The sequence below is a fragment of the Chryseobacterium sp. TB1-D10 genome (genome assembly GCF_059803555.1).
Genome location: NZ_JAPFHB010000008.1, coordinates 121,260 through 136,801, shown reverse-complemented (window position 1 = coordinate 136,801; position 15,542 = coordinate 121,260). Strand labels below are relative to the sequence as shown.

Here is a 15,542-nt window from a genome sequence, read left to right as displayed (position 1 = left end):
TAATTATTACAATACAAAGTTGGTCAGAATATGAAAAGTGGATGTAGCTAAATCAATGCTTGTTGTAGCTGAAACACAGATTGTATATTTTGTGCTTTCTATTTCGTGCATAACTTTTGTTAATTTCCAATACAAAATAAAAATCTAATTTTACCAAAGCCACAAATGATTTCAATTTTAATCTCAAAATCATTCAATTAATGAATCCATATTCACAACCAATGTTGCGCGAAGGCGCACTGAAAGATAAAGTCGCCATTGTCACAGGAGGCGGAAGCGGACTTGGAAAGGCAATGACCAAATACTTCCTTCAGTTGGGTGCAAAGGTCGTCATTACATCCAGAAACTTAGAAAAACTGCAGGGAACCGCAAAAGAATTGGAAGATGAAACTGGAGGAAAAGTCCTTTGCGTAGCGTGCGACGTCCGAAACTGGGACGAAGTGGAAGCTATGAAAGAAGCCACTTTGAAGGAGTTCGGAAGGATTGATATTCTTTTGAACAACGCCGCCGGAAATTTCATCTCGCCAACGGAAAGACTGACACATTCTGCCTTCGATTCCATCCTCGATATTGTTTTGAAAGGAACCAAGAACTGTACACTTTCTATCGGGAAATATTGGATTGATAACAAAATTCCCGGAACTGTTCTGAATATTGTAACCACTTACGCCTGGACTGGTTCGGCTTATGTGGTTCCATCGGCTTGTGCGAAAGCAGGCGTTTTGGCTATGACAAGAAGTTTAGCGGTGGAATGGGGGAAATATAACATCCGTTTCAATGCCATTGCGCCGGGACCATTTCCTACGAAAGGTGCCTGGGATAGATTACTTCCTGGCGATATGAAAGATAAATTTGATTTGGCTAAGAAAAATCCGCTCAAAAGAGTAGGAGAACATCAGGAACTAGCCAATCTTGCCGCTTATCTTGTTTCCGATTTTTCATCTTTTGTCAATGGAGAAGTCGTGACCATCGATGGTGGCGAGTGGCTTCAAGGTGCCGGCGAATTCAATATGTTGGAAGATGTCCCTCAGGAGATGTGGGATATGCTGGAAGCAATGATCAAAGCCAAAAAATCGAACTGATGCTAATCGATTAAGTTCAAAGATAAAAATAACACACGTGGTTTGAGTTAAAAGCACACGTGAAGTTGACTGAAACCACACGTGAAGTTGTTCGATACTATGTGTGGTTTTTTTTATGCCCTTCATCATACTTAATTCTGATGATGTAACAAGTTCCGGATTTTATTGACTAATTTTATTTTAACAATAAATCTATCCTCAATGAATTTCAAACTTCCAACACTTCTTTCCGCGGTTGTTATATTTGCTTTCACGGCAAAAAGCTATGCGCAGGAAACGTCTGCTTACAGCTATACCGAAGCTTTCAAACCATTGTTCTACCCGCAGACCGGAACAGAGACGCGTTCTGCAAGCGGACAGCCTGGTCACAAATATTGGCAGAACTCAGCTGATTATCAATTAAATGTCAGCCTAGACGCCGCTAAAAATGAGATCACAGGTTCAGCCGAGATCACTTATACGAATAACAGTCCTGATCAACTGGGATTTCTTTGGCTTCAGCTAGACCAAAACCTTTTTGCTAAAGATTCCAGAGGTAACGCTGTAGTTCCGCTGTCCGGAAGTAGAAATGGGGCGCACGGTGAAGAGTTTGACGGTGGTTACAAGATCAAATCAGTAAAATATGACGGCAAAGACGTAAAATATACCATCACAGACACCAGAATGCAAATCGACCTTCCAAATGATCTGAAAGCAAATGGAGGCGTTGCAAAACTGAAAATAGAATATTTGTTCCTGTCTCCAAAATATGGTTCTGACAGAATGGGAATCGAGGATACCAAGAATGGTAAAATCTTCACAATGGCGCAATGGTACCCAAGAATGTGTGTTTATGATGACGTTTTGGGCTGGAACACGATGCCTTATTTAGGTGCTTCTGAATTCTATCTGGAGTACGGAACTTTATCAGCAAACATTACGGTTCCAGCTAACCAATATGTGGTAGCTTCGGGAGAATTATTAAACGAAAAAGAAGTGTACAGTAAAGAAGAAGTGAGCCGTTGGAACCAGGCAAGAACAAGCGAGAAAACTGTGATGATCCGTCCGGAATCTGAACTCGGAAAAAACAATGCGTCAGGAACAAAAACCTGGAAATTTAAAATTGAAAAAGCAAGGGATTTTGCCTGGGCTTCGTCTGCGGCCTTTATTCTGGATGCGGCGAGAATCAACTTGCCAAGTGGTAAAAAGTCTTTGGCCATCTCCGCTTATCCTGTGGAAAGTGCCGGTGATAAAGCTTGGGGAAGATCTACGGAATATACGAAAGCAGCCATCGAGCATTACTCCGGAAAATGGTTCGAATATCCTTATCCAGCCGCTACAAACGTTGCAGGAAACGAAGGCGGAATGGAATATCCGGGCATTGTTTTCTGTCATATGAGTTCAAAAGGTGAAAGTCTTTGGGGCGTTACAGATCACGAGTTTGGGCACACTTGGTTTCCGATGATCGTTGGTTCAAACGAGAGATTGTTTGCGTGGATGGACGAAGGTTTCAATACGTTTATTAATGAAGGTTCAACCGAAGCATTCAACAAAGGTGAATATTACCACAAACAGGATATTGGTAAAATGGGAGGCTTTGTCCTGAATGACAGCTACGAGCAGATTATGGTTGGTCCGGATAATATGAAGGAAAAAAGTATTGGTGTTTTGGCTTATTTCAAACCAGGATTGGGATTAAGAATTTTGAGAGAAACAATCTTAGGTCCTGAGAAATTTGATAAAGCCTTCAGAACTTACGTGGCGAGATGGGCGTTCAAGCATCCAACACCTTGGGACTTTTTCCACACGATGGAGAATGTTTCCGGAGAAGAACTCAACTGGTTCTGGAGAGGCTGGTTTATCAACAAATGGAAAGTTGATCAGGCGGTGAAGGATGTAAAACCGTTCAACGGTGATTACAAAAACGGTGCAAAGATCACAGTTGAGAATCTTGGTCAATTGCCAATGCCGACAACGGTTGAAGTGAAATTCAAAGATGGAACAACGCAGACTGTAAAATTGCCTGTTGAGGTTTGGAAACGCAACACAGAATGGACTTTCAAAATAAATTCTACAAAAGAAGTGAGTGAAGTAAAATTGGATCCGGCTTCTGGCGTTCCAGATATTAATCCTAAAAACAATAGCTGGACTTCTGCCCAAGCTGCGCCTGTAGAAAAAGTGAATATGAAGGAATTTGCCGGGACGTTCAGTACCAAAGAAGTTCCATTGAAATTGACTTTCACAGAAAAAGGTGGACAATTGTATGGGCAGGCAACTGGACAGCCGGAGTTTGCTTTGGAATATTTGGGACAGAACAAATTCGCATTTGAAGACGCTGGACTTTCATTGACTTTCAGTGCAGACAAAAAAAGCATCGACTTTTCACAAGGCGGAAGGTCATTCAAATTCACAAAAGAATAAGTTTTTATAATACTTACAACCAACAAAAAGCTCCGAAGTAATTCGGAGCTTTTTGCTTTTGTAATTAGATGAAAACAATTAGTCTTTCATCTATCAGTCTATTATCTTTCTAAAGCGCTACCATTTCCGTCACCTCAACATCGTAACCCGAAATCACAGGTTTGATGTTCGGATTCTGAGTAATCACTTTGAATTTGTTAATTCCTAAATCTTTTAAAATCTGCGTTCCAATTCCATAATCGCGGAAGTTTGGCGCAATCGTCGGAAGTTCGCTCGTTCCATCCTGATAATTCAGGAAATGCTGAAGTTTTCTAAGCGTATTCTCTTTGTTAGAAACATTGTTGATGAAAACCACTGCGCCTTTTCCTTCCGCATTGATCATATCTACAACGCGCTGCATCAAAGGATGTTCGCCGTTTGACAATCTGCTCAAAACATCAAAATATGAGCTGGAAGATTGCACTCTCACTAGCACAGATTCATCCGGTGTCCAGGTTCCTGTTGTCAACGCAAAGTGGATTTGTTCAGTAGGTTTTTCCTCGAAAACATAAAATTTGAAGTTCCCAAAATGCGTTTTGATATCACGCTCCTCAATTCTTTCCACAAGATCGCCTTGTCTCAGTCTATAATGTATCAGGTCTTCTATGGAAACCACTTTCAAATCATGCTTCTTCCCAAATTCCAAAAGATCCGGTAATCTTGCCATATCGCCGTCATCCTTCATTATTTCACAGATCACACCACCTTCTTTCAGTCCTGCTAATCTTGTCAAATCAATTGCAGCTTCGGTATGTCCGGCTCTTTTTAGGACGCCGCCTTCCTTTGCACGGAGCGGGAAGATGTGTCCGGGTCTCATCAGGTCGCCAGGTTTGGTGTTCGGATCCATAATTGCCAAAATCGTTTTTGCACGGTCTCCGGCAGAGATTCCTGTTGTGGCTCCTTTTCCTAACAAATCTACAGAAACTGTAAACGCAGTTTCTTTCGGGTCGGTAGAATTGGCCACCATCGAATTAAGTTCCAGTTCGTCACATCTTTTCTCGGTTAGCGGCATACAGATCAACCCTCTGGCGTGTATCGTCATAAAGTTGATGATCTCCGTCGTAGTCAGTTCTGCAGCGGCAAGAAGGTCGCCTTCGTTCTCACGGTCTTCATCATCTACCACGATGATCATTTTCCCATTTTTAAGGTCTTCTATCGCTTCCGCTATCGTATTAAGTTGGATCTTATCCATTGTTGTAAAATTTTTTTGCAAAGATACTTATTTAGAAGCTAAATAAAGATTGTAAACATCGATTAAAGATATCTAAAACGCACAATTTTTAGAAGCCGGGAACCTGCTGTTCACTATTATCTTTTTGTTTCAGAACGATTTGTTATCAAAACGAAATTTCTACACAAAAAACAAAAAGGATAGCCGTTACCATCAGGGCTAGGAGATTTGGTCTTTAAATCAATAATTTACATTGTTTAGTTTTTTTTTTGAAATTAAAAGCTGATAAAATTTGAAATTTGAAAAAAAACACTAAATTTGCACTCCAACAAAATGGTGCTTTGGCCGAGCGGCTAGGCAGTGGTCTGCAACACCACCCACAGCGGTTCGAATCCGCTAGGCACCTCACTGGTAAACCCTAATTCATTTATTCACAATGTTTTAGGGTTTTTTGTTGTCTGGGTCTCCCGATATTTTCCCGATAGTTTGAGACTATCCATATTTCCATTTATTTTATTTCCACAGCAAATATCAAAAGTTATCAAAAGTCTGTTGTTGGAAATAAATTATTTTTTTGAGTATTAAAATTATTGAGTGGATAACAACAAAATCCTGATTATAAAAATCCCTCTATTGATCAGCTCTTTTATGGCCTCCGAAAACCCCTAAGGATGGTTCCTTTTATGGCCTCGCAAAACTCTCTTTGAAATTCCCTTTTTATGGAGTCGGAAAATTATTTAATTGCATCAAAATATTTTTCGTTTAGGATTTTAAGCAAGATAAATTCCTTAAAGGGATGGGTGCGAAGGGCACTGTATCAGGAAACAATGAAGTAGTGTTATGTCATCAGTTTTTGATCCAAATTTATTTTATAGTATTTAATTAAGAATCTTTTAAAATTTAAAAATGTGCTGTACAAGCTAATGTAGGGCACTTTTTGTATTTCAATTAAGCAAAAAAAGGAAAGTACATAGTCAATATTACATTTGGACAAACAAAACAGTGTAAAAATGAAAAAGTTTATTCTAATGTTATTAACAACCGTAGTTTTTCCAGACTTATTTCCTTGGCAAAAATTCGTTCTTGATTTAGTACTAATTTTTCTTGGGAAAATGTTATGTAAGGATTTTTTACTTTACTTCAATGAACATGAAGCGAAAACAATGATTATGAAAAAAATTCGTGTGAGTGGTTTGAAGTGTTGCGGTTACGAAGAATAAAATCTTCCTTCTAATCTTTTATGGCCTGGAAAAATTATTTTTTTGAAGTGATCTCTTTTTTTATCAAAGCAATATTATATATTATTAAAATTTAATTGTAGTTGTTGTTTACTATAATTCCTATTTTCAAACCGTTCACGATTATGAACTTCATTCGTTTTTCTATTCCGGATGTTGTGGGCGATATAATAAATTTGACTATCGATATCTCGAAGCTTCATTTTTTTAGTCAAGTATAATTTCTCCAAGTGCAAATAAATTTGAGGGTCATTTTCTTTGTAGTATTTCAACCCGGAGTAGCATAAATATTTGCTGCCTTTTTTCTGCATCGAAATATCCAATCCAGTTACTAAACAATTACTATTATTTATTGGCAGTGGTGCAAATTCCAAGTTTATCCTATTCGGATCAGTTTGGTCTGTTTTTATTTCTTCTGATGTAATGGAATTTTCCTGTGTGGAATTTGCACCACTTTGAAATGAAATCAGCTTATCAATAATTTGCAGCTTAATTAGGTGATGTAGATTATTTTCAGATGCAAGAATTCGATAATATTTTTCTTTATATCTGCTGAACTTATTTCGATTTTTAGGATCAATTAAATCTTTCCAAAAATCAATTTTATTTGCTCTCTGGATAAATTCTATTTCTGTAGTTTTTAAGTGGCTCAGATTAGGATTTTGATTGATGATCAAGACATTTTCCCATTCATCTAGTAACGTTTGATTTAGTGTTTTGTAAGTATTGGTTTTGATGAGGTCGTCAGCTGTCCTGATTGCATATTTTGTAATATTTTTTGCCTGTTTGCTCTTAACTTCAAATCGAAAAGTATTCGGATCAATTTTGTAGTGTGGAAATTCTAAGAACTGCAAACCTTTGGCGTAAGCCTTTATTTGTTTGTAAGAGGTTGCTTCTGTTTTTTTAAAATAAGGAAAGATGCCAGTTTTAAAAACGGTTTTCTTGTGAAATAATATTCCATTAATGAGGTTTTTGATATTGGTTTCTGGAATAATATTGATACCAAATTCAATATTTACAACTTTTAAGCGGTCATATTCCTGCGGTTCTATTCCTAGATATGTAAGAATATCAAAAACAGTTTTAATGCTGTTTTCGGGCGTGAAATCATTACCATTGTGTCTATATTGGTTGAAATGATAATGTGGACTCACATTGATTTCCAAATATCCATATCCGACCACTTTGCCGTTCTCTACCGCCTTGCGAAAGTCCAAGCTCAGTATTACTCCAAAATCTTTATGTTTTAGGGAATGATAATAATTAGTTTTCGGCTTGCACACAACAAAATCAGGATGCAATAACATCCTGTTTATCATTTGTGTATCTGTTACAGAAAACTTGGTATTATCTAGCATTATTTGTTCGAACTATGCTTGTAATTGTGAATCTGAAGATTATAAATTCTGTCTTTTACGATCTACAATTTGCAATTCCTGTGTTATTGCAAGTATTCCTCTTCTGTCGAATTCAATTTTGGACTCATTTTGAACCAGTTTTATTTCCTTTATTGCCTTTTCAATATTCTTGAGGTCATTTTTTATATCAGAGTCAGACGGACTTCTAATAGCTTCAAGTTTGGCAGTCATAACCTGGAAATTTGGTGTTTTAAAAATTTTCCCTTTATTGATCTCTTCTAGTATTTCTCTATTTTCCATAGTCCCTTTGGCGGTGATTACACTTTCGCCATTAGAGATTCTTACAATATTACTATCGGATGTCCCGGTACCTTTGCCGTTGAAGCCGATAACACCATCTTTGAATGCGGGAGTATCAGCTGTAAAACCTTTTACTGCAACAAATCCCGCAGCCAACGCCGCCAAAACAATTGCGATTCCTGCGGGTGCACCGATACCTCCCGATGCCGCTGCTGCCTCGGCAATTGCTAGTGCAGTTGCTGATGCCTGCATGATGAGATTTACCGCCACCTGTTGTTTTGCGAACTTCTCTTTTGTTTTTTGAGCCTTGTCAAGTCTCTTTTCTTCAAGTTGTAATGCTTCAGCGTTTCCACGATCAGCGATTTCCTGCGCCCTACTTACACATTTTTCACGAAGTTCAATCTCTTTATCAACTTGACCTTCAAAAGCGGAAATGATTGTTTGTGCGGTTTCTACCGCAGTATTACCCAATTCAAAGTAAGCCTTGGTTTCTTCCGATAGTCCAGTTTTCTTTTTTTTGTCATTATTAGCATCGTCAGCTTTTTTCGCAGCATCATCAACTTTTTTCTGATGTTTTTTCAGTTCATCATTCGTAGACTTTCCGTCTGCCACCATTCTGGCTAACAGTTTACTTTGAGTCTCATACTCAATGTAGAGAAATGCTAATGCCTGTTTTCTGGCCAATTCTTCTTTGTTGTTTCCGGATTCTTTGAGCCTGTCAATTTCAGCCTCGTTTTGTTTTCTGTTTTGCTCCTCCTTAATGCCAAATTCTGCCTTTTGGTTTTCGGTCCAGGCGTCAATTGCCTCTTTTTGTTGTTCTGCCTGAGCTTCGACTTTCTCTTTAAAAAATTCAAACTTTTTATCACTTTCCTCATCGTCATTCTTTTTTTCTTGGGCGGCTTTTTTCATCGACAATAAACGTATGTTGTCAATTATTTTAGCTGTCAATTCGACATTTTTAGTGTCTTCAGCATCCTTCAACTTGTCAGTTTCTTCTTTCATCTGTTTATCGATGAGAGCTAATTTCTTCTGATGCTGGTCTTGCATTCTCTGCAATTCTTTTTGATCAGATTCGTCTCGTAAGTCGAACAGATCACTATTCAAGGAATTGAAAGTTTCAATGGCTAATTTTATTTCTTTTTCAGCATCGTCTTTCGTTTTAAGTGCAATTGTAGATAATGATGCTTGAGCAGTGGAAATACTCGCCTGCGATTGTGATTTGTCAGCACCTTTCTGATAAGGAATTTTTTGTCTTGAAAAGTTTATTTGGATGGATAATAGTTTCTGTTGATGCAACGATTCATTTCTCTCGAGTCGTTTCTGAAATTGAACTGCGTTAATTTCTAACTGAGAATATTTAGTATTTTGAAGCTTAATATATTCTGCATTTCTTTTTTGCTCTTCGGCGATGGCTTTTTCTTCAGCTTCTTTTATTTTATCTAACGCAATCTCCTCCGGGGTTTTTTCTTTTTTCTTCTTTTTAGGCGTTTCAGATGATTTGTTTGGAGAATCTTTTTTCGTTTCGCCAAATTGCATCTCAAGATTAAGGAACTCACCCTGCTCACGATCTGCATTTGTCAGATGATATTTTTGATCTCCTAATTTTCCCTCTTTATCTAACTTTTGAAGGTTGGCAATGTATTCAGATCGAGTTTTGAGAGTTTTTTTCAATTCCTCATACCTCTTTTTTAGTGCTGCATTTTGTTTGGATTCAGTCGAAGTTGCATTGGTAGCATTGTTTCTCTGGTTTTGCGCTTCATTAGTGTTTTCAATAAGATCATTAGCTAACCAATTGAAAGATTTTAGACCAACTGTAGGAATTGTCCATTTCTTATCCATCATTTCAGCCTGAGCCTTATACAGTACTTCAGCCTTCGCACGATATCCTTGAGCTTCGTTGAACATTTTAGCATAGTTGGATTTCAAACTTTTATCAACTTCTTTCAATCTTTCCTGCAAGGAAGCATCTGTAACAATATCGGCAGCTTTGTCCATTGCGGACTTGGCTTTGGCTTGTGCCTTTTCTTTAATGCTGACAGTTTCGGCTAATTGAATACGCTTCTCATAGCCTCGGTTGATGCCGTCGAGTACTGCAAGTAACTCACTTGATGAAATTTTTTCGAGATCAATACCTTTTATCAGCTCAGGATATTTGGCGGTAAGTTCAGAAATCAATTCTGATCGCTGACCTTCAAAATTATTAAGAGTTGCGATGCCGGCAATTAAGCCATTTACTTCATTTTGTTGATCTCGTAAATCATCAGCAGGGGAATTCTTAACCAGATCTAAAAACTCGCCAGACAATTCATTGACTAGTCCAATCAGTTGTTTTATTTCCGGAGATCCTTTTTTACCTATGGCATCAAATACCATATCCCAAGTGTCACCCAAATTAGAAAGCTGTCCATCTAATGTTTTGGATTGAGCCGCCATTTGTCCAGTAACGCCTGCCATTTGTCCAAAGGAAATCACAGCATTTCGTAAAGCCTCCTGATCTGTTTTTTTAACTTGTTTTTCAATTCCTTTGAACGATAGTGTTACGGTATCGCCGACAGTCTTCGCCTTGATTCCAAATTCTTTTAACCTTTCAAATTCTCCAGTCTGTGCATCAAGAATAGCCTCAGTAAGTTGATCAAATCCTTTCCCTTGCGATGATGCAAGATCACCGATCGAAATTAGTTCTGAAGTCGTAGGGTCAAAACCTCTATTTTTCAATTTAATAAATGACCCGGTCAATTCATCTACACTAAAAGGCGTTTCCTTTGCGAACTTTTGAATTTTATCGAATGCGCCTTGTGCCTGCACGGAGCTGCCATAAGAACTTTTCAGCGTAGTATTATATCCTTCAAATTTCTTTGTAACATCAAATATTTGTGAACCGATCGCTCCGATTGACAATGCACCACCAACTGCCGGAAGAAGTTTCGATATGGGTCCCAATGTATTTAGAAGACCATTCATTCCAGGTAATCTGTCAGTTGGTCGGTTTAATCTATTTAACCGTTCCTGCTCTCGTTGTATTAAGTTACCGTAGCGTCTTACTTCAGATTCTGAAGTTGCTGCGGTTCTTTGACGCTGTAGAATTCTTAACCTTTCAGTTAAAGCACCGATCAAACCTTGTTCCCGAATTAATTGATCATTGAATCTACGATCTGTTAGAATTAGGTTTTCTAAGGATCTTCTTCTTTCATCAATAGCTCGCTGATTGGTACGCATTTCGGCAAGTATCCTCGCTCTTCCTTCGGTTTCATCCAAAGTCATTCTCCTAAGCGTTCGAGCATACTCGGCATTTCTCTGTGTTAATCTCCCAATCTCTGTAACTTGGGTTCTTAGCGTGGTAGTCAGATTGTCCAATTGTGAGGCCTCTACATTGAAACCAATATTGTGTATAATATCAAGAATATCATCCATCGTATAATGTTGAATTAAGATTAGTTCTGGGAACGTTTACCCGAGAAATAGGAATTAAAAGTTTAAATACTCTTCAGTTAAATTGCCGAATTCATCACAAATTCCGTAATTGTATAGATCAGTGAAAATCTCATCAAATGGCAGATTACTGTCTTTTGATGCTTCAATAATTAGATTTACGATGTTCATTTCAGCGCACTTTTGTTTATTAAGTCGTCGATTTCTTTTCTTTTGAAAAGAATCTTTCCTTCAATAGAATATGCAGTTATTAATAATTTATTCCTCCATCTCCATAGAGTGGAAGCATCTACTTTAAGTAAGCTGCATACTTCGGGAATACTTAAGTACTCAAGCGGTTCTTTTGGTTGGAATTCTTGCGATAGTTCAGATTTCAATCTGGGGATTAAGGATGATTCTAATTCCCTCACAAGATCGGCAGGCGAGATACCCACGAATTGTATTTGAGTCATAATGATAAATTTGATTATACAGCGCAAAAACCTCGTTGGTTGTTGCATTTTTCTGAATAACAAAATTATCTTAGATTGCAAGCGCTGGCAAGAAATTGCATAGCGAGTTACTTGCGCATTTTTTAGTTCACTAGTAAAATTTGAGCATTAAACACGTTTTTGTTAATAACTTATTTTATTGTGTAACAATTTTATCAGAAAAAATAAATTAATTTTGCAGTTTTTTTTAAAAAAAATGTATTTTTACTAAGGTCAAAGAATATAACTATGATAAATCATTTTTTGAGATATCAAAAAGGACTTGCATTGGAGCATCTTTTCCCTTCGAACGAGAAGGGTCTATGTTCTTGTGGATGCAAAAACAAATTAACAGGTAATAAAAGAAAGTGGTGGTCTAAAGATTGCCAAAAAAAATCCCTACTAACTTTTTATGTTATTAAGGGAGATCAAACCATTATTAGGGATTTGATATTTCAAAGAGATTTTGGATTCTGTCGAAATTGTGGAGTTTATGATGAGAATTGGAATGCAGATCATATTTTGCCTGTTTTTAAAGGAGGAGGAGGAAGAGGGCTTGATAATTATCAAACCCTATGTCCCTACTGTCATTTGAGAAAAACTAAATTAGATAGAATCCCAAATTGCCTTGATGTTTTTACATCCAGCTTCAATATCTTCCATTCTCCTCTTGAATGCTTTAGGACTTTCCACAAAACTGTCGCTAAAGACATCATATGATATAGAGTTTTCGTTCCTAGCGGTAGTGTTATGATTACATAAATGATCAATTGTAAAGTTATTTAAGAGAGTAGCAATATATGCGCTGCCTTCTTGATCAATACTTGAATTTTTACTAATGTGAATTTTTAACGCTCCTGCACAATCCTTATTTTTTACTTTAGATCTAACTATTAAGTCTGGATTTATACTTATCTCTACACCGTGAATAAGTAGTTTTGGATTTCCACCGTCATATTGTTCATATAAGTAGTCGGTATTTATATTAGCAGAATCTAAAACATTTTCTAGCGCTTCGATCGAAGATCCTATAACACTAATTTGCCAATCAGTTAATCGAGGATCGGTTTCTTTGACATTTAGTTTTTCTTCAAGAGCAGAAATTAAGTCATTTATATAAGATTCCTCAAAATTATTAATAAAGTATTTTTTGATCGCTTCCCTTACATCTCCATAAGGTGTGAAACCAAATGCGTTATCTTTTGGATATTTTAATTGTTCAAGAATTTTTCTCTGTCGCTTCGGACCTGCTACCAAATATTCGCCTAATTTGTTAATAGTCATTTTTGGTTCTGGATTTGTTTTTAATGCCATTTGATAATTTTTATGATTATTGCAAATATCACACTAAAATCCGATATACATTTACGGTAATCCGTATAATTGAAATGTATTTTATAATTATGATAAAATAGGTCTGTTATATTCTAATTTTCGAAATGTCCAATTTTCCTATCTTTATAAACTCGTTTTCTATTTTGATATATATAGATGCTTCCTCAAATTCTTTTGTTGAATTAAACAGATCTCTGATGTCCATATCTAGAGCTTCTGCAATTTTTAGTAGAGTCTCAGGCTTCGGGAAACTATTACCTTGAACAATGTTTGAGATACTGGCCGGCGTTACATCAATTAGCGATGCTAGTTCTTTGCCTGTCATTTTCTTTTCTGTAAGAATATCTTTTAATCTTAAAATTTCCATAGTATTATTTTTGTCAAAGATACGTAAATTATAGTAACACTAAATTATTTTGAAAATAAACTATCTATTACTTGTATTTTAATTTATTATTACTTAATTTTATCACATTATTAAAGCAACACTAAATTAATTTATTATGGAAAATATTAATGACAAGATTTCTGAGATAACAAAAAGTAGTTTATTACTGGCACCCTCATTAATAAACTATTTGCAAAAATTCGGTGATGATTACAGTAAGAAATTAGTTTTGGTTTTTCGCTCGTTTTTAGAACATAAGGACTTTTATAAAATGAGTAATGATTATGCAGAAACTACACCAGGCGATGGGATTAATTCCAGAAGCCGATGGGACCTTAACACAAAATGTATTTTATTAGAAGTGATTTACCCAGCGTTATAAAAAACATAAAACCGCATTTCTAGTGCGGTTTTATTTTATCAAAGGATTTCTGTATTTAAGATAATGCTTCTTTAGGTAATTTTTCATAATATCATTGGCATTCGCCTTTTTAGGTTGGTCGAGTGCCTTTTTTTCTTCAATCAAATTTTCGAGATCAGATATTGTCAAGTGACTTAAAAGCGACTTTATTAGAGCGTTCATTAAATGTTTTTTCTTGAATTAATTTTACCTAATGTGTAGACCATTTGTGCAACTACATATTCCTGGCCATCTTCTTCGTAAACTATATCTTCGCCATTCTCATCCTCGATAATCTGAATGATTGATTTTTTGACCTCGATGATTAATTCCGGACGATCTGCAGCATAACCGTTGAAGAATTGAATTTGCTTGTACTGGATAGGCTGCACATCTTCGCCATCTTCAGCCTGTACGTACTCAATGTACTTTTTTGAATTCTTAGGACGAATCTCTCTGAATTCTTCTGTTTTTTCGCCTGAAAGAATCTTATCAAGAAACTCTCTTTTGATCTGTAAGGTTAGTGTACTCATTATTTTTAGAATTAGTTTATGATGTTTTTTGATTCAATAATTGTTTGAAAGTTTTTGCGGTCTGCATTGCCCAATCATCTGCGGTTTTGCCAATGTAATTTAGAAACATCGATTCTGTCTTGTGTCCGGTGATCGACATTAACTGAGGTGTTGTAAACATTTTATTTCCATAGAAATTAGTTGCAAAAGATCTTCTACAAACGTGCGAACTGATTAGATTGCATTTTTCAGTCTCTACGATTTCATTTTTCTTTTTATCTTCATTGTAAACCTTTCCTTTAATCATCTCGTGAATGCCTGCCAGTTCTGCAACTTTTTTAATGTGCCTGTTAAAAAGGACAGCATTAGAATCGAAGTTGGTGGCGAATGTTGGAGGGAAGTCACCATTGTATTTTTTAAGAATATTTTCTACCTCATCGTGAATAGGAATAACAACTTTTTCGCCTGTCTTTTGCTGTTTTATTTCTATGAAACGAAATGAATTGCCCTCAGAATCGGTTTTGGTGTAAATCATTCTTTTGGTCATTCTCAGTAAGTCCGATACCCTTTGCCCAAGATAGCAGCCGGCAATCAACCAGTCTCTTGCAATATTCCAATCAGTATTAATACTTTGTACTTCCTTGATTTGTTCAATCTCATCAAATGAAAGAAATACTTTGTATTCTGTATTGGTTGTCCCGGTAGTGAATCCTCGAATTTGGTGATGGATTTGTTTTCCGTTTTGTTCGGCATCAAAGATTGCTGTTTTCAGATTTTTAATAAATCTTGTTGCTGTAGTTTCCATCAGGTTACATTCAAGAATAAGATAATTTTTGAAATCTATCAAAATTTTTGCGCTAATGTCCTGAATTAGAAAAGTTTTCTTTTTCTTCTTTTGGTATTGGACGAACCGGTCGGAGAGATTATTGTATTTCCTTAATGTACATTCTGTGTAAGAAGATGTACTTCTTTTGAAATCGATGAATTGTTTCAGATAAATGAGAAAGACAGAATCATCATCTAGTACATCTACACGATTAAAAAACAAATCAATTTTTTCAGCTACCCAATCTTTTGAGAAAACAATCCCTTTCGAGTAATCTTCGTTGTAAGAATTTAAAATATGAGTTTCGAGACCTTTTAACTTAATGGAGATTTGTTTGTTTTCAGCTGACGTTTGTTTTGGTAACGATTTTTCTTTACTCCAATCATTGAGGTTTATTGTAAAACCTGTTTTCGTTTGAAACTCATTTCTGAATCCGATAATGAACCGTAGATAGATTTGAGATGTCGAGGTTGTTGAACGAACAAAAAACTTTACAGATGCCATATTTAACTTTCAAGTAATCAAAGATAATAATTTTCCCGATATTTTCCCGATAAATTTGCAATAGTATAATATCTTATGCAATGTTATAAA

General features: G+C 36.3%; 13 protein-coding genes and 1 tRNA gene. 6 read left to right on the top strand and 8 right to left on the bottom strand.

The window, feature by feature from the left end:
- Positions 1 to 200: 200 nt before the first annotated feature.
- A complete protein-coding gene (locus tag OPU68_RS12365) occupies positions 201 to 1,082 on the top strand; it encodes an SDR family oxidoreductase (protein WP_498474295.1) in 882 nt (293 codons plus the stop codon).
- Between the two features lie 201 nt (positions 1,083 to 1,283).
- Positions 1,284 to 3,482, top strand: a complete 2,199-nt coding sequence (locus OPU68_RS12360; RefSeq protein ID WP_498474294.1) for a M1 family metallopeptidase — start codon at positions 1,284 to 1,286, stop codon at positions 3,480 to 3,482.
- Positions 3,483 to 3,591: 109 nt separating this feature from the next.
- On the opposite strand, the gene ribB is transcribed toward OPU68_RS12360, so the two are convergent.
- Positions 3,592 to 4,713 carry a 3,4-dihydroxy-2-butanone-4-phosphate synthase gene (gene ribB / locus OPU68_RS12355; protein ID WP_498474293.1) on the bottom strand — a complete coding sequence of 374 codons (1,122 nt, stop codon included), beginning with the start codon at positions 4,711 to 4,713 and terminating at the stop codon, positions 3,592 to 3,594.
- Between the two features lie 314 nt (positions 4,714 to 5,027).
- Between ribB and OPU68_RS12350 the strand changes: the two genes are divergently transcribed.
- Together OPU68_RS12350 and OPU68_RS12345 are read left to right on the top strand one after the other, a co-directional pair.
- Positions 5,028 to 5,098: transfer RNA gene (locus tag OPU68_RS12350), tRNA-Cys, on the top strand.
- A 604-nt stretch (positions 5,099 to 5,702) separates the two neighbouring features.
- Entirely contained in the window at positions 5,703 to 5,912 is a 210-nt protein-coding gene (locus OPU68_RS12345) for a hypothetical protein (RefSeq protein ID WP_498474292.1), read from the top strand.
- 74 nt (positions 5,913 to 5,986) lie between these two features.
- Here OPU68_RS12345 and OPU68_RS12340 read toward each other — a convergent pair whose 3' ends face one another.
- From OPU68_RS12340 to OPU68_RS12330, 3 genes are all read right to left on the bottom strand, one after another.
- Positions 5,987 to 7,288 carry a hypothetical protein gene (locus OPU68_RS12340; RefSeq protein WP_498474291.1) on the bottom strand — a complete coding sequence of 434 codons (1,302 nt, stop codon included), beginning with the start codon at positions 7,286 to 7,288 and terminating at the stop codon, positions 5,987 to 5,989.
- A gap of 39 nt (positions 7,289 to 7,327) precedes the next feature.
- On the bottom strand, positions 7,328 to 10,999 hold the full coding sequence (locus OPU68_RS12335) for a tape measure protein (protein WP_498474290.1): 3,672 nt from the start codon (positions 10,997 to 10,999) through the stop codon (positions 7,328 to 7,330).
- Positions 11,000 to 11,184: 185 nt separating this feature from the next.
- Positions 11,185 to 11,469, bottom strand: coding sequence for a helix-turn-helix domain-containing protein (locus OPU68_RS12330; protein ID WP_498474289.1), 285 nt, complete (start codon positions 11,467 to 11,469; stop codon positions 11,185 to 11,187).
- A gap of 267 nt (positions 11,470 to 11,736) precedes the next feature.
- Here OPU68_RS12330 and OPU68_RS12325 point away from each other — a divergent pair, with 267 nt between their 5' ends.
- Complete coding sequence (locus OPU68_RS12325) at positions 11,737 to 12,207, top strand: HNH endonuclease (RefSeq protein ID WP_498474288.1); 471 nt, start codon at positions 11,737 to 11,739, stop codon at positions 12,205 to 12,207.
- Here the strand turns inward: OPU68_RS12325 and OPU68_RS12320 are convergent.
- The gene (locus OPU68_RS12320) at positions 12,094 to 12,801 is read right to left on the bottom strand and encodes a hypothetical protein (protein WP_498474287.1); all 708 of its coding nucleotides are present in this window, start codon (positions 12,799 to 12,801) and stop codon (positions 12,094 to 12,096) included. The genes OPU68_RS12325 and OPU68_RS12320 overlap by 114 nt on opposite strands.
- A 106-nt stretch (positions 12,802 to 12,907) precedes the next feature.
- A complete protein-coding gene (locus OPU68_RS12315) occupies positions 12,908 to 13,189 on the bottom strand; it encodes a helix-turn-helix domain-containing protein (protein WP_498474286.1) in 282 nt (93 codons plus the stop codon).
- 136 nt (positions 13,190 to 13,325) lie between these two features.
- Here OPU68_RS12315 and OPU68_RS12310 point away from each other — a divergent pair, with 136 nt between their 5' ends.
- The gene (locus OPU68_RS12310) at positions 13,326 to 13,592 is read left to right on the top strand and encodes a hypothetical protein (protein ID WP_498474285.1); all 267 of its coding nucleotides are present in this window, start codon (positions 13,326 to 13,328) and stop codon (positions 13,590 to 13,592) included.
- Between the two features lie 200 nt (positions 13,593 to 13,792).
- Here OPU68_RS12310 and OPU68_RS12305 read toward each other — a convergent pair whose 3' ends face one another.
- Both OPU68_RS12305 and OPU68_RS12300 read right to left on the bottom strand, forming a co-directional pair.
- Entirely contained in the window at positions 13,793 to 14,143 is a 351-nt protein-coding gene (locus OPU68_RS12305) for a hypothetical protein (RefSeq protein WP_498474284.1), read from the bottom strand.
- Between the two features lie 16 nt (positions 14,144 to 14,159).
- Positions 14,160 to 15,452 carry a tyrosine-type recombinase/integrase gene (locus OPU68_RS12300; protein WP_498474283.1) on the bottom strand — a complete coding sequence of 431 codons (1,293 nt, stop codon included), beginning with the start codon at positions 15,450 to 15,452 and terminating at the stop codon, positions 14,160 to 14,162.
- Positions 15,453 to 15,542: the final 90 nt, after the last annotated feature.